This window comes from Shewanella sp. SR1, assembly GCF_020447145.1.
Classification (GTDB): domain Bacteria; phylum Pseudomonadota; class Gammaproteobacteria; order Enterobacterales; family Shewanellaceae; genus Shewanella; species Shewanella baltica.
Genome location: NZ_JAJAEF010000002.1, coordinates 138,482 through 162,648 on the forward strand (window position 1 = coordinate 138,482; position 24,167 = coordinate 162,648).

The 24,167-nt window shown below is 47.1% G+C and carries 18 protein-coding genes; 10 read left to right on the forward strand and 8 right to left on the reverse strand.

Annotated elements, in window-relative coordinates; translation table 11 throughout:
- Window positions 1–106 precede the first annotated feature (106 nt).
- A complete protein-coding gene (locus tag KV201_RS02540; RefSeq protein ID WP_226058421.1) occupies window positions 107–970 on the forward strand; it encodes a M23 family metallopeptidase in 864 nt (287 codons plus the stop codon).
- A 152-nt stretch (window positions 971–1,122) separates the two neighbouring features.
- Here the strand turns inward: KV201_RS02540 and KV201_RS02545 are convergent, their stop codons facing one another.
- The 3 genes from KV201_RS02545 to KV201_RS02555 form a co-directional block, all read right to left on the reverse strand.
- Window positions 1,123–1,383 carry a DUF5062 family protein gene (locus tag KV201_RS02545; RefSeq protein ID WP_006081993.1) on the reverse strand — a complete coding sequence of 87 codons (261 nt, stop codon included), beginning with the start codon at window positions 1,381–1,383 and terminating at the stop codon, window positions 1,123–1,125.
- Window positions 1,384–1,748: 365 nt separating this feature from the next.
- Window positions 1,749–2,414: a VOC family protein gene (locus KV201_RS02550; protein WP_226058422.1), complete on the reverse strand. Its 666-nt coding sequence runs from the start codon at window positions 2,412–2,414 to the stop codon at window positions 1,749–1,751.
- Between the two features lie 182 nt (window positions 2,415–2,596).
- Complete coding sequence (locus KV201_RS02555) at window positions 2,597–3,109, reverse strand: murein L,D-transpeptidase family protein (protein ID WP_107404945.1); 513 nt, start codon at window positions 3,107–3,109, stop codon at window positions 2,597–2,599.
- 452 nt (window positions 3,110–3,561) lie between these two features.
- Here KV201_RS02555 and KV201_RS02560 point away from each other — a divergent pair, with 452 nt between their 5' ends.
- Window positions 3,562–4,416: an ion transporter gene (locus KV201_RS02560; RefSeq protein WP_006086228.1), complete on the forward strand. Its 855-nt coding sequence runs from the start codon at window positions 3,562–3,564 to the stop codon at window positions 4,414–4,416.
- 48 nt (window positions 4,417–4,464) lie between these two features.
- Complete coding sequence (locus KV201_RS02565) at window positions 4,465–6,012, forward strand: MATE family efflux transporter (RefSeq protein WP_226058423.1); 1,548 nt, start codon at window positions 4,465–4,467, stop codon at window positions 6,010–6,012.
- A 212-nt stretch (window positions 6,013–6,224) separates the two neighbouring features.
- Here the strand turns inward: KV201_RS02565 and KV201_RS02570 are convergent, their stop codons facing one another.
- Window positions 6,225–6,422 (reverse strand): DUF2986 domain-containing protein, encoded by a 198-nt coding sequence (locus KV201_RS02570; protein ID WP_006081988.1) that lies wholly within the window; start codon window positions 6,420–6,422, stop codon window positions 6,225–6,227.
- Between the two features lie 362 nt (window positions 6,423–6,784).
- Here KV201_RS02570 and yqfB point away from each other — a divergent pair, with 362 nt between their 5' ends.
- Window positions 6,785–7,102 carry a N(4)-acetylcytidine aminohydrolase gene (gene yqfB, locus KV201_RS02575; RefSeq protein ID WP_226058424.1) on the forward strand — a complete coding sequence of 106 codons (318 nt, stop codon included), beginning with the start codon at window positions 6,785–6,787 and terminating at the stop codon, window positions 7,100–7,102.
- Window positions 7,103–7,230: 128 nt separating this feature from the next.
- Here the strand turns inward: yqfB and KV201_RS02580 are convergent, their stop codons facing one another.
- From KV201_RS02580 to KV201_RS02595, 4 genes are all read right to left on the reverse strand, one after another.
- Entirely contained in the window at window positions 7,231–10,278 is a 3,048-nt protein-coding gene (locus KV201_RS02580) for an efflux RND transporter permease subunit (RefSeq protein ID WP_226058425.1), read from the reverse strand.
- The gene (locus KV201_RS02585; RefSeq protein WP_226058426.1) at window positions 10,275–13,532 is read right to left on the reverse strand and encodes an efflux RND transporter permease subunit; all 3,258 of its coding nucleotides are present in this window, start codon (window positions 13,530–13,532) and stop codon (window positions 10,275–10,277) included. Before KV201_RS02585 ends, KV201_RS02580 begins: the two co-directional genes overlap by 4 nt.
- 12 nt (window positions 13,533–13,544) lie before the next feature.
- The gene (locus KV201_RS02590; protein WP_006081984.1) at window positions 13,545–14,609 is read right to left on the reverse strand and encodes an efflux RND transporter periplasmic adaptor subunit; all 1,065 of its coding nucleotides are present in this window, start codon (window positions 14,607–14,609) and stop codon (window positions 13,545–13,547) included.
- 298 nt (window positions 14,610–14,907) lie between these two features.
- Window positions 14,908–16,194, reverse strand: coding sequence for a citrate synthase (locus KV201_RS02595; RefSeq protein ID WP_071939348.1), 1,287 nt, complete (start codon window positions 16,192–16,194; stop codon window positions 14,908–14,910).
- A 415-nt stretch (window positions 16,195–16,609) separates the two neighbouring features.
- Between KV201_RS02595 and sdhC the strand changes: the two genes are divergently transcribed.
- The 6 genes from sdhC (at window position 16,610) to odhB (ending at window position 24,100) form a co-directional block, all read left to right on the forward strand.
- Window positions 16,610–17,005 (forward strand): succinate dehydrogenase cytochrome b556 subunit, encoded by a 396-nt coding sequence (gene sdhC / locus KV201_RS02600; RefSeq protein WP_006081982.1) that lies wholly within the window; start codon window positions 16,610–16,612, stop codon window positions 17,003–17,005.
- Window positions 16,999–17,346, forward strand: coding sequence for a succinate dehydrogenase, hydrophobic membrane anchor protein (sdhD, locus tag KV201_RS02605; RefSeq protein WP_006081981.1), 348 nt, complete (start codon window positions 16,999–17,001; stop codon window positions 17,344–17,346). Before sdhC ends, sdhD begins: the two co-directional genes overlap by 7 nt.
- Window positions 17,347–19,113, forward strand: coding sequence for a succinate dehydrogenase flavoprotein subunit (gene sdhA, locus KV201_RS02610; RefSeq protein WP_006081980.1), 1,767 nt, complete (start codon window positions 17,347–17,349; stop codon window positions 19,111–19,113).
- Between the two features lie 11 nt (window positions 19,114–19,124).
- On the forward strand, window positions 19,125–19,832 hold the full coding sequence (locus KV201_RS02615; protein WP_226058427.1) for a succinate dehydrogenase iron-sulfur subunit: 708 nt from the start codon (window positions 19,125–19,127) through the stop codon (window positions 19,830–19,832).
- Between the two features lie 214 nt (window positions 19,833–20,046).
- Window positions 20,047–22,878, forward strand: a complete 2,832-nt coding sequence (locus KV201_RS02620; RefSeq protein ID WP_006081978.1) for a 2-oxoglutarate dehydrogenase E1 component — start codon at window positions 20,047–20,049, stop codon at window positions 22,876–22,878.
- Between the two features lie 31 nt (window positions 22,879–22,909).
- The gene (gene odhB, locus KV201_RS02625; RefSeq protein ID WP_226058428.1) at window positions 22,910–24,100 is read left to right on the forward strand and encodes a 2-oxoglutarate dehydrogenase complex dihydrolipoyllysine-residue succinyltransferase; all 1,191 of its coding nucleotides are present in this window, start codon (window positions 22,910–22,912) and stop codon (window positions 24,098–24,100) included.
- The last annotated feature ends 67 nt before the right edge of the window (window positions 24,101–24,167 follow it).

The window sequence follows — 24,167 nt, forward strand, 5'->3', positions numbered from 1 at the left end:
AAGTTGACCATCGATAAGGATTTTTGTAAAGATGTCCAAGAGTAGAATATTAGGAACTCAGATTTTGGAAACTATTGGTTTTGGAAACGTTTCGGGAAGAAATAAGATGTTGGGAAATCGTTTAACGGCATGGTTAACCTTGGGTTTAGTGCTTATGGCGCCTCATGTACAAGCAGCGGTGAGTTTGCAAGGCAAGTTAGAGCAAGGCGCATTAATGCGTGGTCAAGCGCCAGCGGGCACTCAGGTTAGTTTAAATGGTAAAGCCATCAAGGTCACGCCCGACGGTCATTTCGCCTTTGGTTTTGATCGCGATGGCGAACTGAGCCAGCAATTAACCTTAGTTTATCCCGATGGTTTGACTGAGGTTAAGCCTTTAACGTTAACCAAGCGTGAGTACAACATTCAAAGTGTGAAGGGCATTAGCTCGAAGATTATGAAGCCCGATCCCGTCGCGCAGGAAAGAGCGGCGAAAGACACGGCGCAGGTCAAAGCGGCACGGGCCACATTTAGCGAGCAAACGGCCTTTTTACAGGAGTTTATTTGGCCGCTGACTGGGCGTATTTCCGGTGTTTACGGCAGCCAACGTATTTATAATGACGTACCCGGTAATCCACATTTTGGTGTGGATGTGGCGGCGAAAACGGGCACTGTAGTGGTCGCCCCTGCCGATGGTGTGATAAGTCTGTCTGTGCCCGACATGTTTTATTCGGGTGGGACTATGGTGATCGATCATGGTTACGGCGTGAGTTCAAGCTTTTTGCACTTGAGTAAGCTGTACGTCAATGCGGGTGAAGTGGTTAAGCAAGGTCAAGCCGTGGCAGAGGTGGGTTCGACAGGCCGTGCTAATGGCCCGCACTTAGATTGGCGAGTGAACTGGTATCAAATGCGCCTCGATCCCACGACCATAGTACCACCAATGGCAACGGTGCTGGCGAATGAGAAAGCTAACAAAGCGGCTAAAAAGGGCTAGGTACGATATACAGTTCATGCTCACTAAAATGGCGCAATGATGCGCCATTTTTTATGATTCTTATCCTTAGCACTCAGTGAGTTGGATTTTTCTAGACTCGTTTGAACTGTCCGCTTGCAGATAATGAGTTTCAATCGATTAGCTTAAAAAGATTACTTCAACAATGGATGATCGGCGGGTAGCTGGCGGGTGATCCACAAAATCAGTTTGTGTTTCATGTTTGGCCCATCTTCTTTATCTTTGGCCAGTGGCTGGATCAAGTTGTCTGTGACCAATAAACGGTAAATACATTCCACTTTGTCTTTGGGCGAGATGCCCTTGTCGAAGTCCGCATATCCGCGTTTTTTGGCATATCCAACACCGATTTCCATGGCGAACTTCAATATTTGCGCTTCGTTCTTGTGTGGCTTCATTGGCGATCCTCTGTTTGCACATCGAATCCCTCAAGTGGACTCGATAATGTGTGCCTGATGGCATCTGCGAGTTATACATCCTAAGTTACGCTAAATATGCTGTTTTCTAGATTTAATTTTGGCAATTTTTGACAAAACCACCAAAAAACGGGCCTAAAAATAATCTGAACACTGAGTCTGATTAAATAGTCATCAGCTCAGGTCATCACTTAGGCATTATCTTCGATTTTGACTTAGTTTTTGACCAAGTTTTTAATTCAGATTTTAACTCAGGTATTCGCTAAGGCGAGTGCGGCAAGTGCCAATGTAAATCTAAGCTCAGTGTTCTCTTCTTTCAGATTTTAAGCCCGCCTAAAACACCTTCGCTACATTTGCTCGCTGGCGATCACTGCCTTTATGCCATGGGGATGCACTTTAATGCACACATCATCGCGTTTAAAGGCGATCGTCGGATTGGCTAAACGCTCTTTATCTCCTTTGGGCGAGCTCATCTTAATTTTTATCCCAGCAAGGGATGCTAAGCCTTGTGAACTCAAGTCAGGTGATCTTGACAGAACTGGCTCAGCAGCCTGTTCTGGTGGCAGTAAAGCGCTGAGTTTTGGACACAGGGCGAGCAAATCTTGGCTCAGGGTATCGCACTCTGTCGCTTTTGAATCAATGACTAGTTCTATGTGTTCCCAGCCTTCCTGCGGATAGACTTTGTCGCTGGGGTAGGGAAGTTCAACACAGGCAATGCTGAATTGACCGAGCGTGAGTGGGGTATCCAGTTCGATAATCAGAATCGTACGGCCATTGATAATATTGTCTGAAATGATCTTACCGACGCAGCCAAAGGCATCGCGCAGGGCATCGGCACTGGCGATGGAATTAACGCGCAGCGCGACATGATCGCAAACCAGTGCTTTATCCGCTAAACCTAAGGTTTCAAGTAAGGCTAAAATCTGTGCTTCGAAGGCGGGCCAGCTTTGGGTTAATTGCTCATAGCTGATGCTTGTGCTCTGCGGCGCGGCAGCTTCATTGGATGATGACATAAAGACTCCAAGTTATTTATTATTGCCGTCAGTTTTTATCCCTTACACAAATAACGGGGATAATACAGCTAACGATATGATGTAAATGGTTAAATGCTAAATAAAAACGCCCATTAAGCTGGGCGTGTTTGATATCGTGCAATTATCTATTTGGCGTGTTGCCATCGGGAAGTTGGCTAAGGTTACGGCCAAATCTCAATCGGCGTTCCTTCATCGACGACTTTCCACACTTCATCCATTTCGGCGTTGGTAATCGCGATACAGCCGTCTGTCCAGTTGTATTGCTGGGCTTGTTCTGGCGTCAGCGGCGACTTAGGGTTCTGGCCGTGGATCATGATCATGCCACCGGGTCTAATGCCTAAAGCTTTGGCTCTGAGTTTATCTTCTTCGTTGGGATAGGAAATATGGATCGATTTATAATAGGCACTGTCTGGCTTTTTATAATCTAAGGTATAACGCCCCTGTGGTGTGCGCTGATCGCCTTCCTTTAATTTGTGTCCTGCGGGCAAGTCACCCATGGCAATGCGATATTGTTTGAGTATTTTGCCATCGCGCAATAAAGCCATACTGGATTCGGATTTTGTGATCACCACAAGATCCACTTTACCCATGCCAGAGGCATGTAATACGGGTGAAACGAGTGCCGCGATAGTCACAGTGAGGGAGGTCAATGTGGAAAGTAGGGTGGCGCGCATGAAGTCCTCGAAAATTAACACTAGTTGTTGGCTTTTTTCGGCATCATACCGCAATTTTATCCTGCTGTGAGTAGATAATTTTGAGCTGAGTGCAATTGCATGGCAGACTCGTGGCATATTTATGATGTAATACCAATCGTATTAAATATCTGTTCATTCAGCTGGAGTTCAACGCGCTTTAGACAAGGCGAAGGCTTGAAGGCATAGTGGTGCTCTGTCGAAAGCCTTAAACGCAGTATAAAGCGCGTTGCCATGTAGTGAACATCAGCCGCCCTTCGGGAGCCACACAGGCATCCCACTCCGGTGTTGCATTGACTTAAAAGGGAATAACCATTTCTTCGTCAATGCGCCTTGGATTGAGATGCCTGTGAGGCTCTGAACTGATTAGATATTTAATGTGATTGGTATAATCCCAGTGTTACTTAGTTTGTTGCAAGGAAGTCAAAGTTTCTATGTCTGAAAATATCGAATCCGAAAGCCCATTAAAACGTCAATTACGCACCATTATTTTTGGCACTGATACCCCCGCTGGCCGCTATTTTGATATCGCCTTAATGGTGTGCATTGTGCTGAGTGTCGGTTTGGTGTTCCTCGATACGGTAGAAATGTTCCATCGTGAATATGGGCAGATTATTCGCGTCTTGGAATGGGTCTTTACTGTCATCTTTACCATTGAATATGGTCTACGTTTGTACTGTGCGACTCATCCTGTGTTATATGCCCGCAGTTTTTATGGCGTAGTCGATTTATTATCGGTATTGCCAAGTTATCTGGCGTTACTGATCCCTGGCGCCAACTTTACCTTAGTCATCCGGATACTGAGGTTATTTAGGATTTTCCGCGTACTCAAATTACTGCGCTATTTGAGTGAAGGAAATGTGCTGCTTAGGGCGATGATGCAGTCGAGCCGTAAGGTATTTTTGTTTTTCTTCTCGGTCAGTTTGATCGTTATGGTGCTCAGTGCGGTAATGTATGTGGTTGAAGGGCCTGATAATGGCTTTAGTTCAATTCCTAAATCTGTCTACTGGACTATTGTGACGATTACCACTGTAGGTTACGGCGACATTACCCCTAAAACGGGATTAGGACAGGCGATTGCGGCTTTTACTATGCTGATTGGTTACTCGATTATTGCGATCCCAACGGGGATTTTAACTGCCGAAATCTCCCAAGAAGTAGGGCGTCATCGAGATTTACGCTCGTGCAATCAATGCCATAAAACCGGTCACGATCTTGATGCCATGTACTGTAGCCGTTGCGGATGCGAGTTAGATAGTCTAGATACCCCCGTTGAAAAAGGCGCTTAGTCATTGCGTTGGCGGACACTTATTATTTTTTGCAGGTAAAACACACGTATGACGCAAGCCAAGTTTGTTGAAGGCCCCATATTACGCCACATCTTAGTGATGAGTTCGACCGCCGCAGTGGGGATTTCTGCCTTATTTGTGGTGGATTTACTGGATATCTTTTTCCTGAGCTTATTGGGGGAGCATGAGCTTGCGGCGGCTGTGGGTTATGCGGGCAGTATCTCCTTTTTCACTACGTCCATTGGGATAGGGTTATCAATTGCATTAGGCGCCTTAGTGTCTCGCTCGATAGGCGCAAAAGATGTGGTGCTGGCAAAGCGGTTATTACTCAATAGCGCAGTGGTGACAACGCTGATTAGTGTGCTGGTGGCCGCGGTGGTCACTACCTTCATCCCTGAGTTGGTTGCCTTAGTAGGCGCGAGTGGTCATACGGCTGAGCTCGCTGCCAGCTACTTGTATATCTTAGTGCCTTCCTTGCCCTTTATTTGTCTTGCGATGGCGCTCGGCGGGGCTTTGCGCGCCGTGGGTGATGCTAAGTTATCCATGATGTCGACCTTAGCGGGCGGCGGAGTCAATGCGGTGCTCGACCCGATTTTTATCTTCATGTTCGCCATGGGGATAGAAGGCGCGGCATTGGCATCCGTCTTAGCGCGGGTGGCGGTATTTGTGATTGCTGGCCGCGGCGTTGTGGTTAAGCATAAGTTGTTAGGTCATTTCGATAAGGCGCACTTTGTCGCCGATCTTAAACCCATTTTTGCCATTGCGGGACCTGCGATGTTAACTAATGTGGCAACGCCTATCGGTAATGCCTTTGTGACCCGAGCCATTGCCGATTTCGGTGACGCTTATGTGGCGGGCTGGGCGGTATTAGGGCGCTTAATCCCGGTGACCTTTGGGATGATCTTTGCGCTCTCGGGCGCGATTGGCCCTATTGTTGGGCAAAACTTTGGTGCGGGGCAGTTTGACCGAGTGCGCGAGAGCTTAACGCGAGCTATCCAGTTTTGTGCTGTGTATGTGTTGGTGATGTCATTAGTGCTGTTTTTACTTAAGTCGCATCTTGTCAGTGTGTTTGATATGAAGGGTGACAGCGCCGATTTAATCACTTTTTTCTGCAGTTATATCGCGGTATTCTTTATCTTTTCGGGGATTTTATTTGTGGCAAATGCGTCCTTTAATAACCTCGGCAAGGCAAAATACTCCACCCTGTTCAATGTCGGTAAAGCCACCTTAGGCACAGTGCCTTTTGTGTATTTTGGTGCACTCTGGGGCGGAGTTTACGGCGTATTGATTGGGCAAATATTAGGGTCTATTTTGTTTGGCACCTTAGGTGTGTGGGTTGCTTATCGTTTAGTGGATAAAGTGGCGGCGCAGGCACAGTTCTCCGCGATGGTGAATGTCGGTGGCGTCAATGCTGTTCCCCGCAATGTTGCGCTGACTGAGGAAGAAGAAATCGCTAACTGTGTGGCGGAGAACTTGCCGAGCGCGACCAATCCGCTTTCATCCTCCTGCGTGCAGATGGCGCAATTAACCGAGGAGCAAGAGAGTGAGTCGGTATTGCCGATAACGTATTTGGAAGAAGGTAAAAAGCCGAACTGACTTTAGAGGCTATGTGGTTTGCCAAAGCAGGCTAGCAGCGCGCCCTTAGGAATACTGAAAAACAAAATGCCACAAGATTGCTTGTGGCATTTTTGTTTGAAGCGGCGTCTGCAGTTAATCTAGTCGGGTTAACAATTCACAACAATACGCCGCTAGAAAGCGTTATTCTGCGGTACGCTTATTCTTCAGTACTGCTTATTCTTCAGTACTGCTTATTCTTCAATGCTTGGCGCGTCTTGTTGGCCTTCGACTTGTTCAGTCGTGGCTTCTACTGCCGCCATTTTTGCGCGATCGGCCTTAGAGATGTAACCTGATTTCGCTGGCGAGCCGATAGTCACGGGATCGACTTTATTCAGTCTGGCCTTAGCGCGTTTAGCTATTTTCTTGATGATCTTTTGTTTCTTGTTCATGACGTCTCTAATTTCGTTTCGCACCCGCTATGCGCAGGAATATGAGGCCAAGGGCTCAATTGAGGGCGGATTCTAACTCAATCTGAGCGAACTGACTATGTTTTGCTGAATTGTTTTATTGAAAGCTGTCGAAAAGAACCGCAATTTTTGGGCGACGAATTTGGCGGTCAATTTGACAATAGCGCGTTTTCACGGGAGTTTGACTCAAGTGGCGGTACAACGTTTAGTGCAATCGATGTCGAGTATTTTGCGCTACCTGCTGTCAGTAGGCGTTAAAAGCCATTATATTGCCCCGCATTATTAGTTCGATAAACTGACGCTAATGTCATTTTTATTGCTCCTGTACTACCCGAGGATAAGCTGTGTTACTCAATAAAATCACTTTTTTCGAGCGTTTTGAACACGATATCTTAAGTGGCGCGAAAACCATTACCCTGCGCGATGAAGCCGAATCCCATGTGATAACGGGGCAAATTCTGCCTGTGTCCACCTTTGAAACTGAACGCTGGTTTTGTGATATCCAGATTATCGATGTCACGCCAGTAAAGTTAACCGAGCTCACCGAGGTGCATGCTAAGCAAGAGAATATGACTCTGCCACAGTTACGCGATGTGATTGCAGAGATTTATCCCGGCCTTGAGCAATTGTTTATGATCCGCTTCAGGATTTTGTCGCAGTAATCTGTCACAGTAAAATGTGCAGTGAGACATTCTCGCTCAATTCTAAATAAAAAAGGCTGCGCTGCAGCCTTTTTGTTCATTGTTTTAATGTCACTTGCTTCAAAAGCATATTCAGTTGTTGAAGCTTGCTACACTGTCCAAGGTAGTAGCTTTTGAGCTACGCGGTCGGCTTGGCCTAAACGAATGGCGGCACGATGGCGCATTCGATACAAGGCTTGGTAGCACAAGGGTACTAAGTACAAGCTAGTCAAAGTCGAGAACGACAAGCCACCAATAATGGCGATTGCCATGGGCGAATACGGCGGGCCGCCGCCACCGATTTGGGTTTCACCCATCGCCAGTGGCACTAAGCCCAACACTGTGGTGCCCACTGTCATCAATACTGGGCGCAAACGCGTGATACACACATCTCGAATGGTGGCGGACAATTTGTCGAGATCCGGCGTCATCTGGTTAATTTGATCCACCAGAACGATGCCGTTATTCACCACAATTCCCATTAAAATCAAGATGCCTATCATGGCCATCACAGAAATAGGCGTGCCCGTGATGAACAGCGCCCAGAATACACCTGTGATAGAAAATAGGATTGAAGTGATAATCGCCGTCGGTAATAACAGAGACTCAAACAGCGCCGCCATGACGATATAAATCATCGCGACAGCCAATAGCATATTGGTTGCCATCACATTCTGATCTTCATCTTGACGCTCGAATCCACCGCGTAATGAATAGTCGTAACCATTAGGGAAATGGATATTTTCCATCACTTGCTTGATCTTAGTTTGCGCTTCTTCCGTGGTGAGGTTTTCTAAGTTAGCGCCAATCGACAAAGAGGTTTGGCGATTAAAGTGCTTAATCGTATCGAAGCGAGGTTGGATCTCAATCTTCGCTAAGTTATCCAAGGTGTACACCCTTTGGTCGATGCGCACTATCGGTAACTGCTTGAGTTTTTCGAGCGACTTTTGCCACTCTTTCTCATAGGCCATTTCGATGCGCAGTTCGCCATTGGGATCGTGACGGAACGAGCGCAGCGGTGAACCACGCAGTGCCATAGAGATACTCGAAGCGATTTCATTGAGTTTTAAATCTAACCGCGCCGCCATTTGCCTATCGATGCGGATAACCACTTCCTGTTGCGCACCGTTAAGCTCAGAGCGAACATCTTGCATTCCTTTGATATTTTGCAGTAAAGGGATTACTTGTTCGCTTAAGTTAATCAGCTCAGAGGTTGAGCGACCTGTGAGCGTCACGCGCACACCAGAGTTGTCATTACCCCAACCAAATTGCGGTTTGGCGATCGAATACTTAGGGAAGCCGCTGCGGATTTTCTTTTTCAACTCATCCAGTGGCATAGGTAAGTCTTTCTTCAGCAAGATCACTGATGAACCATCGTCGGATGAGTAGTAGCTGTAGACAGAATCAATATGAAATTCCTCTTTATTCTTATAAAGATACTCTTCCATTTGATTGACCATTGCCTCAGTGACATTGAGATTATGCCGACCTTCCACTTGATAGTTGATGTAAATCCGTTCCTTGCTCTGGCTGTCTTCTTGATCCTGTTTGACCATCGACAGCGGCAGGGCGGTGGACGCGAGAATGGCCACCGCAATAAAGCCTGAACGCCAAGGCCTCAGCAATACCCAGTTAAGCGTATTGTTGTAGAAGCGCTGTAACTTACCGGCATCCTTCTCGGGCGCGATGTCGAAGTGGAACTTAGTCAACATCAAAGGGATCAAGGTTTTAGCAACCAGTAGCGATGCCGCAAGCGAGATACAAATCGCGATGGCAACATGCTCGAGGAAAATTGTCAGCTCCACTTTCACGCCAAAAATATTGGGCAAAAATACGATGGCAGTGGTCATAGTACCCGCCAATACGGCGAGGGATACTTTATCGACGCCAGTCATCACTGACTCTTCATTATCCTTGAGTAATTTGCCTTGTTTCTCCTGCAGTACGCTCTCGGTCACCACCACAGCGTTATCAATTAACATACCAATGGCGAGTAAGAGTCCCATCATAGACAGGATATTCAAGCTGTAACCAAGTAAATACATGGCGGCGAGCGTCATACCGATTGAAATCGGCACAGACGACACGACCACTAAGGTCATTTTCAGATTACGCAGGAATAAGTACAGCACCACAAAGGACAGCAGGGCACCGATTAAACCCGAAAACAGTAAGTCCATCAGGGAGGATTTTACCCCTGAGGCTTGATCTTCCATGATAAACAGCCGAATACCTTGGAACTGTTGATCTTGCTTCGCTAGTTCGATGACTTTTAGTACGCGTTCTGACACTTCGACTAAGTTAGCGCCTGATTCCTTAAACACATCTAAACCGACAGCATAGTGCTGATCTAAATGGCGACCTTCGATACGCTCTGGCAAGGCAAACTGCACATCTGCAATATCGCCTAAGGTCAATCCTGGGATCAGCACCAGTGCTTTGATATCTTCAAGGTTTCTAAACTCGCCCTTCGGCGACACTTGGTAAACGATGTTACTGGCCCTGAGTGTGCCAGCGCTAATCACAAAGTTTTCTCTGCCGAGGCGGGCTTGCAAGTCGGTGGCTGAAAATCCACTGGCGGCAAGACGGTCGGCATTGATGCGCACTTCAATCTGCTTTTGTTCAACGCCGTACAGGCTGACCTTAGAGACACCTTCAACACGTTCAAGCGGACGCTTGAGCTGTTTATCGAGTAAATCGAATGCGCCTGACAGCTCGCGGTCGCTCGATATACGTATCGTGAGCACTGGCATGTCGGCGGTGGAGAATTGGCGGATAAAGACCCGCTCAACATCCTTTGGCAGTAAATGCCGCACCGCATCGATTTTTTCCCGCGCTTCTAGGCTCTTAGTGGCAACGTTTTCACCCCACTTCATGTTGATTTCGATTTCAGAACCTTCTTGGGAAGATTCTGATTCGAGCTCATCAATCCCACCCATAGTGGCGAGGGATTCCTCTAGCACTTTGGTGATATCGCGCTCTACTTCAGCGGGGGTTGAGCCCTTGTAGGGCACTTGCACCACAATCTGCGGAATATCGATACCGGGGAACATTTCCAGTGGTAACAAACGACTCGAGGCGAGACCAAACAGCAAGATAGCAAAGAAGAACATGCTGGTGGTCACGGGACGCTTAATGGCTAAACGGGTGAGGTTCATGGGCGAGCCTCCTCAACGTCATGCGCGATATTTGTTGCTGCAACGTCATACACTTTACGGTCGAACAGGGCGTAGAGCACTGGCAGCACAATTAAGGTCAGTAAAGTGGATAAACTCAGACCAAAGATCACTGTAATCGCCATAGGTGCACGCACCTCTGAACCATCGCCTAACCCCAGCGCCATCGGCAATAAGCCTAAGGTGGTGGTGAGCGTTGTCATCATAATGGGGCGTAGGCGTGATTTAGCGGCGGCGCGAATAGCATCGAGTTTTTCAACACCTTCACTACGCAGTTGGTTGATGCGATCAACAAGCACAATCGCGTTGTTCACCACGATACCCGCCAACATGATAAGGCCGATAAACACCACCACACTCAAATGGGTTTGGGTGATATACAGGCCCAGCACGCTACCCGCCAATGCCATGGGTACGGCAAAGAGGATAAGCAAGGGATGTAGCAGTGACTCAAACTGACTCGCCATCACTAAATACACTAAGAAAATCGCTAAGATAAGGGCAATTTTGAGTGACTGGAATGAGTGCTCCATTTCCTCATTTTGACCACCAAAGCGGGCTTGAACCGAAGCGGGTAGTACCTGTTGCGACAGTATTTGCTGCGCCTGTGCCACCGCATCGCTTAAGTCACCGTAGGCGAGGTTAGCCGACACCAGTGCCACACGTTGCTGGCTGATACGGTTAATCGCCGAGGGGCCTAATTGTAATGACACTTCGGCAACCGCACTTAAAGCAATAGGTTGATTGCTGTTCGGGTTGATGATTAAGGCATCGATATCGCTGATTTGATCGCGCTCGGCGAGTTCACTGCGCACCAGAATATCAATCTTACGATCACGTACCGTGTATTGGCTGGCAATGGTACCGCCAACGCGCTGAGCAATGCGGTTCGCAACTGTTGGCGCATCCATTCCGAGCGCTGCTAACCTTGCATGATCGAAACGGATACTCAGCTCAGGTTGACCATCACGCAGACTGGTATTCACGTCAGCAAAACGATCTGATGCGGATAATGCTTTGACTAGACTATCGGCACTGCGCTTGAGCAAGTTCAAATCGTAACCTGTGAGCTCAATCTCGAGTGGCGTTTTAAAGCTGAATAACTCAGGTTGCTCAATTTTTGCTTCAAGTTCAGGAATGCGGCGCGCGGTATCACGCAGCACTTGAGTGATCGCGTTATAGGCACTGTGATCTGTCAGTACCACTTGTAAACGGCCCCAGTTTTCACCACCGCGGGCAGTATCTGAAGTCATCAAACCACCGCTACCGGCTTGGCTATAGGCATGTTTGACTTCGGGTCTGTCCTTGATAGACAACGCGAGTTGTTGCAAAACCTTGTCGGTTTCACTCACCGCCGTACCTGGTGGCAGTAGGATTTCTACATAAAACTCGCCCTGATTCATTGGCGGAATAAGCTCCATACCTAGGCGAGGTAACAGGCTAATACACGCGCCCGTTATCGCAATGGTGAGCAGTAGCGTGGTCATTTGTTGACGCAGCGCCGAGGCCAGCAGCTTGTGATAAACCTTTTCGATACTGTGGTAGACAAAGTTAAACCCTGAACTCAAAGGACGCATGATAAGACCGATTAGCCACGAGAAGAAGCGGCCTAAAATCAGTACTAAGGTGAGTAGCGCACTGGGTGAGTAGCTAAAAATTAATAGTATAGGGAAGGAGAACACAGTCGCGCTATAGTGTTTAAACTTACCCATTTTAGTGGTGGGTTTATCCTTAGGTGTGGTTTTTATCAGTGCGGGTAAGGTTTTAAAGCCTTCGCGCGATGCCAGCATAGGGATAGAGGTTAAGGCGACTAATAGCGAGGCCAACAGGGCAAACGTGACTGTTAGCGCTTGGTCAGAGAACAGAGCGCCGGCAATCCCATCGACAAAGACTAAGGGCACAAACACCGCAAGGGTCGTCAGTGTGGAGGCGAAAATCGCGCCAGCTACTTCTTTCGTGCCTGTGACTGCGGCGTCTAACTTACTCATGCCTTCGCTACGACAGCGGTCAATGTTCTCTAATACCACAATGGCGTTATCGACTAATAGACCAATGGCCAGCGCGATACCGCCTAATGACATGATGTTTAAGCTGATATCGGCAAAATACATCATGTTAAAGGTGGCGATGACCGAGAAGGGGATCGAGATGGAAATAATCAGCGTTGGGATGATGTTACGCAGGAACAGGTAAATCACCAGCATAGATAATAAACTGCCCATCAGCGCCGAAGAGGTGACTTCACTGACCGCACTTTCGATAAACTCGGATTGATCGTAAATCACTTCGAGTTTGTTTTGCTTAGGATCTAGATTAATTTTGACGAGTTCATCGCGCAGTTTTTTGGCGACGGCGACAGTGTTAGCATCACCTTCTTTATAAATCGCAAGTTCAATCGATTCTTGGCTACCGATACGGGTGATATCGCTGCGCTCTTTATAGGCATCCGTAATCGTAGCGACTTCGAACAAGCGTACTAAGGTTTGCTCGTCGCGATAGACGATCACTTGGCCCAGTTCTTCCAATGAATTGAATTGGTTAAGTGTGCGCACCAAGTATTCGCGATCACCTTGGATCACTTTACCGGCAGAGAGGTTGATGTTTTCCTCATTAATACGACGTTTAATGTCGTCGGCATTGAGATTAAGTTGCGATAGTTTTTCTTGATTGAGCTGAATGTGTACTTCTTGCTCTAAACCACCGGATAAACGCACGGCGGCGACGCCAGAAAGCGCTTCTAAGCGACGCTTAAGCTCTTCTTCTGCGTAGGTGCGCATTTGCTTAAGATCGGCTTCTGAGGCATTGGGCACAGACAGCGCGAGACGCATGATTGGGTCAAGGTTGGGGTTAAAACGCAGTAATAATGGCTTTTTAACGTCCAAAGGCAGGGCGATAGTGTCGAGTTTTTCGCGCACATCTAAACTCGCCATGTCCATTGTGGTGCCCCATTCAAACTCGAGCACTACATCTGACATGCCTGAGCGCGAAATAGAACTGATTTTACGTAAGCCTTTGACCACGCCAACGGCTTCTTCAATCGGTTTAGAGACGAGCTGTTCAACTTCTACTGGCGCCGCACCGTCATACATAGTGCGAATGGTTAATGTGGGATAGCTTAAGTCTGGCAGTAACTTCACCGCTAAGCGGGAAAAGCCCACCATACCGAATAAAATCACCGCCAGCATGAACATCCATACCGTGACTGGCCGTTTAACGGAAGTGCTGATAATTGACATGAAAGGCTCCTATCAGTTCTTAGCAGAAGCAAGATCGAGTGGGGTGATCACTTCGACTAAGGATTGGTCTTTCAAGTTTTGCTGGCCACGGGTCACGACTTGTTCACCTGGGTTAATGCCTGCAATCACTTCTACAGAGTCACCTTCACGGTAGCCAATTTCGACTTCACGGCGGTTAGCATTAGTGCCATCGATAACATACAGAGCTTGCCTGTTATCTTGGTTAATCAGAGCGCTGTAGGGAACGGTAATCACGTTTTCATGGGTGTCATACTTAAGCTCAACACGGGTAAACATCCCTGCTTTTAGGCGCGCCTCTTGATTCGGTACGGCTAATGTCACTTTAAACGTGCCACTTTGTGGGTCAACAATCGGGCTTATCCGCAGCACTTTGGCATGGATAGCATTTTTACTTTGTTGATTGCTGAATACTTGTGCTTCTTGGCCGAGTCTTAAGCTGGCAAGTTGTTGCTCTGGCAGATGGACTATACCGTGGAGTTCATCTTGATTAACGATATAAAACAAGTCGCCAAATTCCTTCGCCATGTTGCCTGCTTTCACATAACGCTTAGCGACGACGCCGCTTATAGGGGACAGTACGCGGCTTTCTCTAACTTGTAGCTCGGCAAGATCTTTCTTAGCGATGGCGGCTTGCAAGTTATATTCAAGTTTTGCCATCGAATCTGCGCTGATAAATTCTTTGTTGCCCATTTTCTTCAGACGATTCAATTCCTGCTCAATGATTTTAACTTCGGCTTCTGAGCGGTCTAAATCGTATTGCTGTCTTTTGGCATCGATAACGGCGAGCACTTGCCCCTTCTGCACGCGGTCACCTTCTTCAACGGCCAATGATTCAATCAGTCCAGAGATGCGGCTGACGACATTGGCTTCTTGAGGCGCTTCTAAGGTGGCTGTTGTGCTGTAGAAAGATGAAACGTTTCCTTGCATCACTGTGGTGGTTTCGACGGGAATGGCATATTTTTCTTCTTTTTTAGCCACTTCTTCCTTACCACAGGCTGCTAGCATTGAAATCATTAGCAGGGGGAGGGCGAATTTAGCAATGTTTGACTTTTCCATAAGTGTGTTACCTGTTGTCTTTATTGTGATGCCATTTGATAGCAGAAACCGTGCCAACATTAAATATAGCTTAATTTCATATAGTTAAGCTATATTTAAGTTAAGGCTAATGTGCGAATCCCACTAAATGTAGCTAAAAAGTTTAAAAAGTGATGAGAATAACTAAAGGCGGTTAACAGCGGTTACGCAAGTAGGCAATTGCAACAATGTATTTTGTCTAACAAGGGGAGTGTCAAAGGGGATTTTTTGATATGAAAAAAGCGCCCTCAGGCGCTTTTTAATGCGTAAGTCGTGGGACTTAGCGTTTGTCTTGTGCGACGAAATCACGCGCAGTTTCGCCAGTGTATAACTGACGTGGACGGCTGATTTTGTGGCCTGGTTGATCTAACATTTCTTTCCAGTGTGCAATCCAGCCTACAGTACGTGCCAGTGCGAACAGCACAGTGAACATACTGGTTGGAATACCAATGGCTTTCATGATGATGCCAGAGTAGAAGTCGACGTTTGGATACAGCTTCTTAGAAATGAAGTATTCGTCTTCAAGCGCAATGCGCTCAAGCTCCATCGCCACATCCAATAGTGGATCGTTAACTTTCAGTTCTTTCAGCACTTCGTGACAGGTTTCACGCATAACTTTGGCACGTGGGTCAAAGTTTTTGTAAACACGGTGTCCAAAGCCCATCAGACGGAATGGATCGTTCTTGTCTTTAGCACGTTCAATGAATTCAGGAATGCGGTCAACTGAACCGATTTCTTCTAACATTTGCAAACAGGCTTCGTTAGCGCCGCCGTGTGCAGGGCCCCAAAGAGACGCGATACCCGCTGCGATACACGCAAATGGGTTAGCACCTGAAGAACCGGCTAAACGTACGGTTGAAGTCGATGCATTTTGTTCATGATCGGCATGTAAAATGAAGATCCTGTCCATTGCACGTTCAACGATAGGGTTAACTATGTATTCTTCACATGGCACAGCAAACATCATGCTTAAGAAGTTGCCCGCATAGCTTAAGTCATTACGTGGGTACACGAATGGCTGGCCTGAAGAATACTTGTAGCACATGGCTGCTATCGTAGGCATTTTTGAGACTAAGCGATAAGCGGCGATTTCGCGGTGACGTGGATCGTTAACATCCAGAGAGTCTTGGTAAAATGCAGATAATGCACCCGTCACACCACATAACATGGCCATAGGATGAGCATCACGACGGAAACCTCTAAAGAAGAAGGCTAGCTGCTCGTGAACCATAGTGTGGGTTTTAACTGTATGTACAAACTCAGTATATTGCGCTTTTGTCGGCAGTTCACCGTAAAGCAGCAGATAACACAGGTCTAGGTAATCGGAGTCAACGGCGAGTTGATCGATTGGATAGCCACGGTGTAACAATATACCCAGATCACCATCAATATAGGTAATTGCAGATTCACAGGAGGCAGTCGCTAGAAAACCTGGATCAAAAGTGAAGTAACCTTTGCTGCCAAGTTTACTGATGTCGATTACGTCAAAACCAGCGGTTCCCTGCTTTACTGGCAATTCTATCGAGTCGTTCCCTGGTAATTCTAATTTGGCTTTTAAATCAGCCATACCCCGTTCTCCTTACTTAGTTCTTATCTGTGAGTGCGGCATGTCAAACCGCCATTACTTTACAGCCATTCTAGATCACATTTCAATTTAAATAAGCGTTTTAATTTGTTAGACCATGGTATAAATGCCTTTACTTTCCCATGCGGAACTGGCACTTACAGTAAAAAATCGTCAAAAAAACATAATTTGCATTCTGTGATGTTTGTATTTGACATTTGCCGCGAGTATACTTGCCTCGCCCAATAAGGGCCGCAAACAACGATTATAAAGCACCCTTTGTTTACATGTTAAATGAGTGCGTGCTCAGATAGTTAACTGTTTGTTTAAACTTTGCTTTTGTGTTTACTTTTGCCGTGATTCACATCCCAGTTTAAAGTTTGTACAAAAGCGGTTCACATAACAAAAAAAATGCTCAATGGAGCTGAGTGAGCAGAACGTGAAAAAGCAAAGACCTGTCCATTTAGATCTGCAGACCATTCGCTTTCCTGCAACAGCGATTGTGTCAATTCTTCACCGTGTTTCCGGTGTCATCATGCTGTTCGCAGTTGGCATTCTCATTTGGTTGCTAAATTCATCTTTAGCATCAGCTGAAAGTTTCGCTGGCGTACAATCTCTATTCGATAACTTCGTTATGAAGTTCATCATGTGGGGCATTATGACTGCACTGGCGTATCACTTGTTCGGTGGCCTGCGCCACTTAGTAATGGATACCGGTCGTTGGGAAGAATTGTCATCGGGTGCCGCATCAGCGAAAGCTGTATTTGCCTTAACGGTAGCCTTTTCAATCATAGCGGGGATTTGGGTATGGTAACCAATGCAGCAAGTTTTGGACGCAGTGGTGTTCATGACTATATTCTACTACGCGCTAGTGCAGTGATCCTCGCCTGTTACACCATTTTCTTGGTTGGCTTTATTGCATGTAGTTCCCCTCTCACCTACGACGTGTGGCATAGCCTTTTTAGCGCTCTGCCGATGAAAGTGTTTACACTTCTGGCGCTGGTAGCATTATTAGTACACGCTTGGATTGGTGTATGGCAAGTGCTGACAGATTACGTCAAGTGCACGTCGTTACGTGGTGTTTTACAGTTCACCTTTGTCGTTACCGTATTTTGTTATTTAGCGGCCGGCATTGTTATTGTGTGGGGTGTCTAAGTGAGTATTCCAGTACGCGAATTTGATGCTGTAGTGATCGGTGCCGGTGGCGCTGGTATGCGTGCAGCGCTGCAGATTTCCAAAGAAGGTAAAAGCTGTGCGCTTTTATCAAAAGTATTCCCAACTCGTTCTCATACCGTATCTGCGCAGGGTGGTATCACTGTTGCGTTAGGTAACGCCCATGAAGATCATTGGGAACAGCATATGTACGATACCGTGAAGGGTTCCGATTTTATCGGTGACCAAGAAGCGATTGAATTCATGTGTAAAACCGGTCCTGAAGCCGTTATTGAACTTGAGCAAATGGGTTTGCCTTTCTCTCGTTTCGAAAATGGCACGATTTACCAACGTCCGTTTGGTGGTCAATCTAAGAACTTTGGTGGCGAGCAGGCTGCACGTACTGCGGCAGCTGCCGACCGTACTGGTCATGCTTTGTTGCACTGTTTATACCAACAAAACGTTAAGCATAAGACGCAAGTCTTCTCAGAATGGTATGCATTAGATCTCGTTAAAAACGATGATGGCGCCGTTGTGGGTTGTACTGCGATTGAAATTGAAACAGGCGATATCGTTTATTTCAAAGCCAAGGCAACGATTCTAGCGACAGGTGGTGCAGGGCGTATTTACGCTTCGACCACTAACGCGCATATCAACACCGGTGACGGCGTCGGTATGGCAATGCGTGCTGGCGTGCAAATGCAAGACATGGAAATGTGGCAATTCCACCCAACTGGCATCGCCGGCGCGGGTGTACTTGTGACTGAAGGTTGTCGTGGTGAAGGCGGTTATCTGCTGAACAAAGACGGCGAGCGCTTCATGGAGCGTTATGCCCCTAACGCGAAAGATTTGGCATCACGCGACGTGGTAGCACGTTCTATGATGACTGAAATCCGCGAAGGTCGTGGTTTAGACGGTCCATTAGGTCCACACTGTTTACTCAAGCTTGATCACTTAGGTAAAGAAACATTAGAAGCACGTTTACCAGGCGTGTGTGAATTGTCTCGTACCTTTGCCCATATCGATCCGGCCGATGGTCCAATCCCAGTATTACCAACCTGTCACTACATGATGGGCGGTCTGCCAACTAAGGTCAGTGGTCAAGTTATTCGTAAGAATGAAGACGGCACTGAACATGATGTTATCGGTCTGTTTGCTGTGGGTGAGATTGCCTGTGTATCTGTTCACGGTGCAAACCGCTTAGGTGGTAACTCATTGCTCGACTTAGTGGTCTTTGGCCGCGCAGCGGGTCAGCATTTAGGTAAAGCTTTGGATGAGACAGACGATCCAAAAGACGCAAGCGATGCGGATATTCAAGCATCTCTGGCGCGTCTGAATCGTTGGGAAAGCAACAAAGATGGCGAAGATCCAGCGCAAATCCGTAAGGATCTGCAGCTGTGTATGCAATTAAACTTCTCTGTATTCCGTCGTGGCGATGCTATGGCTGAAGGTTTAGAGCAATTGAAAGTCATCCGCGAACGTCTTGCAAATGCTAAATTGTCTGATAACTCTCGTGAATTCAACACTCAACGTATTGAATGCTTAGAGTTAGATAACTTAATGGCAACGGCGATTGCAACGGCTTATGCGGCTAACTTCCGTACTGAAAGCCGCGGTGCTCACTCACGTGAAGATTATTTAGAGCGTGATGATGAGAACTGGTTATGCCACAGCTTATTTGACCCAATCACTGAAACGATGGATCGTCGTGCAGTTAACATGGCACCTAAGTTACGTGAAGCATTCCCGCCGAAGAAACGTACCTACTAGGAGTTGCAAAGATGAAATTGACATTTGCAGTTTATCGCTACAATCCTGACGTAGATACTAAACCGTATATGCAGGATTACACCTTAGAAGTGGCTGAAGGCTCTGACATGATGGCGCTCGATGCACTGATCAAGTTAAAAGAGCAAGATCCGACTCTGTCATTCCGTCGCTCATGCCGTGAAGGTGTGTGCGGTTCTGACGGCGTGAACATGAATGGTAAAAATGGTCTGGCGTGTATTACCCCAATTTCAACCTTTAAAGGCAAGAAATTAGAAATACGTCCATTACCAGGTATGCCAGTTGTTCGTGACTTAGTCGTTGATTTAACTCAGTTCTATAAGCAGTATGAGAAGATCAAGCCTTACCTCATCAATGATGAGAAAGCACCAGCCCGTGAACACTTACAATCACCTGAAGAGCGTGCTCATTTAGATGGTCTGTACGAATGTATCATGTGTGCCTGTTGTTCTACGGCTTGCCCATCATTCTGGTGGAATCCTGATAAGTTTATCGGTCCAAGCGGTCTGCTTCACGCATATCGTTTCTTGATCGACAGTCGCGATACAGCAACAGAAGAACGTTTATCTGAGCTGGACGACGCCTATAGCGTGTTCCGTTGCCACGGCATCATGAACTGCGTTGACGTTTGTCCAAAAGGTCTTAATCCGACTAAAGCAATTGGTCATATTAAGTCCATGCTGTTGAAGCGAGCAGTGTAATGCGAGAACCCGAGCTGAAACCAATAATAATATAGCTCTTGAAGAGTCACTTTCTGGTAGCAGAAGGTGACTCTTTTGCGTATGTAATGGAAGACAACGCGCCGTATATCTGGACATCTAGGGGCGGCAGAAATTATGCGTCGAAGGTAATCTCTACAGACTGCATATTTAATACTATGGCTAAGCACGTGTATAAAGTTTGAAAGGAATAGAAATGCACCAAGGCATCATGAAAGCCTGGCTCGAATCATCTCACTTAAGTGGTGCAAATTCGACCTACGTAGAAGAGATGTATGAAGCCTATCAAGAAGACCCACAGTCAGTCGCTGATGATTGGCGTGCGGTATTTGATAATCTCCCTCCTGTGAACGGTGCCTCTGTTGATGCGCCTGAAGCTGCTCACTCAAAAGTACGTGATTATTTTCGCAGTTTAGCGTTAGAAGGACGCCATAAGAGCTCTGCTCGTGTGACGGATCCTGAAATGGATGCTAAGCAAGTTAAAGTCCTGCAGTTAATTAACGCCCATCGTTTCCGTGGTCACCAAGGTGCTAACCTTGACCCGCTTGAGCTGTGGAAACGCGAACCCGTTGCTGATTTAGATCCTGCCTTCCACGGCCTGACTAAAGAAGACATGGACCGTGAGTTTAATACAGGTTCTTTTGCTCATGGTGGCGAAACCATGAAGCTCGCGGATTTGGTAAAAGCGCTGAAAGCCACCTACTGTGGTTCTATCGGTGCTGAATATATGCACATTACCGATACCGATGAGAAACGCTGGATCCAACAACGTCTCGAACCTTCCTTAGGTAAAGCTAACTACGATAAAAGTGTTAAGACACGCATTCTTGAAGGCTTAAACGCCGCAGAAGGCATTGAAAAATACTTAGGTGCTAAATTCCCTGGTGCGAAACGTTTCTCGTTAGAAGGCGGTGATGCGTTAGTGCCTATGATGCGCGAAATTATTTATCGTGCAGGTGAAGCGGGTACTAAAGAAATCGTCGTCGGTATGGCTCACCGTGGTCGTCTGAACGTGTTAGTGAACGTATTAGGTAAGCGTCCTGCTGAACTGTTTGACGAGTTCGCGGGTAAGCATGCTGATACCCACGGTTCCGGTGACGTTAAGTACCACCAAGGTTTCTCTTCTGATTTCGAAACGCCGGGCGGCAATGTGCATTTAGCACTGGCCTTTAACCCATCGCACCTTGAAATCGTTAACCCTGTGGTCATTGGTTCTGTACGTGCCCGTCAAGACCGTCGCGGTTGTAAGGATGGCTTACAAGTCATGCCTATTACTATTCACGGTGACTCTGCAATTGCGGGTCAAGGGATAGTACAAGAGACATTCAACATGTCTCAAACTCGTGGTTTTACCGTCGGCGGCAGCATTCGCATCGTAGTGAACAACCAAGTGGGTTTCACGACGTCTAACCATGCGGACACTCGCTCGACTGAATACTGTACTGACATCGCTAAGATGGTTCAGGCACCGATTTTCCACGTTAACTCTGATGATCCAGAAGCCGTTGCTTTTGTGTCGCAGTTAGCCGTTGATTATCGTAACGAGTTCAAACGTGATGTGGTGGTTGAATTAGTCTGTTATCGCCGTCATGGCCATAACGAAGCCGATGAGCCAAGTGCAACTCAGCCGCTGATGTATGCCAAGATCAAGAAACACCCAACGCCACGTAAGATTTATGCAGATAAGCTAATCGCTGAAAACGTGATGGCTGCTGATGATGTGACTGGTCTTATCAATAATTACCGTGATGCATTAGATCAAGGTGATTGTGTGGTGAAAGAATGGCGCCCAATGACGCTGCATTCTGTTGACTGGACACCGTATATCGGTCGTGAGTGGGACGAAGCGTATCAAGCCTCTATGTCGGCTGAGCGTTTACAAAGTCTTGCTGACAAAATGAGTTATGTGCCTGAAAGCCATCCATTGCAATCACGCGTTGCTAAGATTTATAGCGACCGTTTAGCAATGGCGAAAGGTGAGAAGCCACTCGATTGGGGCTTTGCAGAAACCTTGGCTTATGCCTCGATTCTGGAAGACAACAAGCGTGTACGTATTACGGGTCAAGATTCTGGCCGTGGTACTTTCTTCCATCGTCATGCGGTATTGCACAATCAAAACGATGGCACGACTTACATGCCACTGCGCAACATCGCCGATGAGCAAGGCCCAGTTGATATTACTGACTCAGTATTATCTGAAGCCTCAGTGCTGGCATTTGAGTATGGTTATGCGACAGCAGAACCCGGCGGCCTGACCATTTGGGAAGCGCAGTTTGGTGACTTTGCTAACTGTGCCCAAGTGGTTATAGACCAGTTCTTGTCATCGGGTGAGCAGAAGTGGGGCCGTTTATGTGGTCTGACTATGCTGTTACCCCATGGCTATGAAGGTCAAGGCCCTGAGCATTCAAGCGCCCGTTTAGAGCGTTTCTTGCAAATGTGTGCTAACCACAACATGCAAGTGTGTGTGCCTTCTACGCCGGCACAGGTTTACCATATGTTGCGCCGTCAAGTGGTGCGTCCTATGCGTCGACCACTCATCGTTATGTCGCCTAAATCATTGTTACGTCATCCATTAGCGGTTTCAAGCTTGGACGATTTAGCCAGTGGTAGTTTCCAAAACGTGATCGGTGAAATCGATACGTTGGAAGCGAGCAAGGTTGACCGCGTTGTCTTCTGTAGTGGCAAAGTGTACTTCGAGCTACTGGAAAAACGTCGTAGAGAAAATATCACTAACGTAGCGTTAATCCGTGTCGAACAGTTATATCCGTTCCCACATGATGAAATGATCGTTGCTTTGGCTGATTACCAACATGTTAAAGATTTTGTTTGGTGTCAGGAAGAGCCACAGAACCAAGGTGCTTGGTACTCTAGTCAACACCATTTCTGGGCCGCGGTTCCTGCAGGTGCACAGTTAACTTATGCCGGTCGTGAAGCGTCAGCTGCGCCAGCATGTGGTTACCCTGAGTTGCACGCACATCAGCAAGAATCTTTAGTGAACAGTGCCCTGAAACTTACAATCACACTGTAGTAATAGACATTTTATAAAAGGATAGTTTTTCATGAGTATCGAAATCAAGGTACCCGTACTACCAGAATCTGTTGCCGATGCCACGATTGCCACTTGGCATGTGAAAGTGGGCGAGCAAGTTTCTCGTGATCAAAACCTGGTTGATATTGAAACCGATAAAGTGGTTCTTGAAGTGGTTGCGCCAGAAGATGGCCACATTGGCGAGTTTTTGTTTGAAGAAGGCGCCACTGTTCTGGGTGAACAAGTGATCGCTAAATTCTTCGCCGGTGCTGTATCTGGCAAAGAAGTCACTAAAGCGCAAGCTGAAGCGGCAACGCCTGCAGCTGAAACCAGCGATGAAAGCAGTGATGCGTTAAGCCCATCTGTACGCCGTTTACTGGCTGAGCACAATGTTGATGCCAGCAAAGTAAAAGGCACAGGTGTGGGTGGTCGTATTACTAAAGAAGACGTTGAAGCCTTTGTTAAGTCTGCCCCTAAAGCAGCGGCGCCAGCAGCACCTGCTGTGGCTCCGTTAGCGGCTGGCCGTAGCGAGAAGCGCGTGCCAATGACACGTCTGCGTAAGACAATCGCTAACCGCTTGTTAGAAGCGAAAAACTCTACCGCTATGCTCACGACGTTTAACGAAGTGAACATGAAGCCAATCATGGATATCCGTAAGCAATACCAAGATATCTTTGAAAAGCGCCACGGTATCCGTTTAGGCTTTATGTCTTTCTACATCAAAGCTGTGACTGAAGCGCTGAAACGTTTCCCAGAAGTCAACGCGTCTATTGATGGCGATGATATCGTTTATCACAACTACTTCGACATCAGCATCGCAGTATCAACGCCACGTGGTCTGGTAACACCAGTGTTACGTGACACTGATACCATGAACTTAGCTGAAATCGAAAAAGCTGTCCGTGACTTAGCCCTTAAAGGTCGTGACGGTAAGCTGACTGTGGCTGACATGACTGGCGGTAACTTCACTGTGACTAACGGTGGCGTTTTCGGTTCACTGATGTCTACACCAATTCTTAACCTGCCACAAAGCGCGATTTTAGGCATGCATGCCATTAAAGATCGCCCAATGGCAGTCAATGGTCAGGTTGAAATCCTGCCCATGATGTACCTGGCACTCTCATATGACCATCGTATTGTTGATGGCCGTGAGTCTGTTGGTTTCTTGGTGGCGATTAAAGACTTCCTAGAAGACCCAACTCGTCTGCTGCTTGATCTGTAAGCCAACTCGCTAAGAGTTTGCGCTTAAAGAAATAGCCAGACATACCCTCGTGACTGGCCCAAACGGG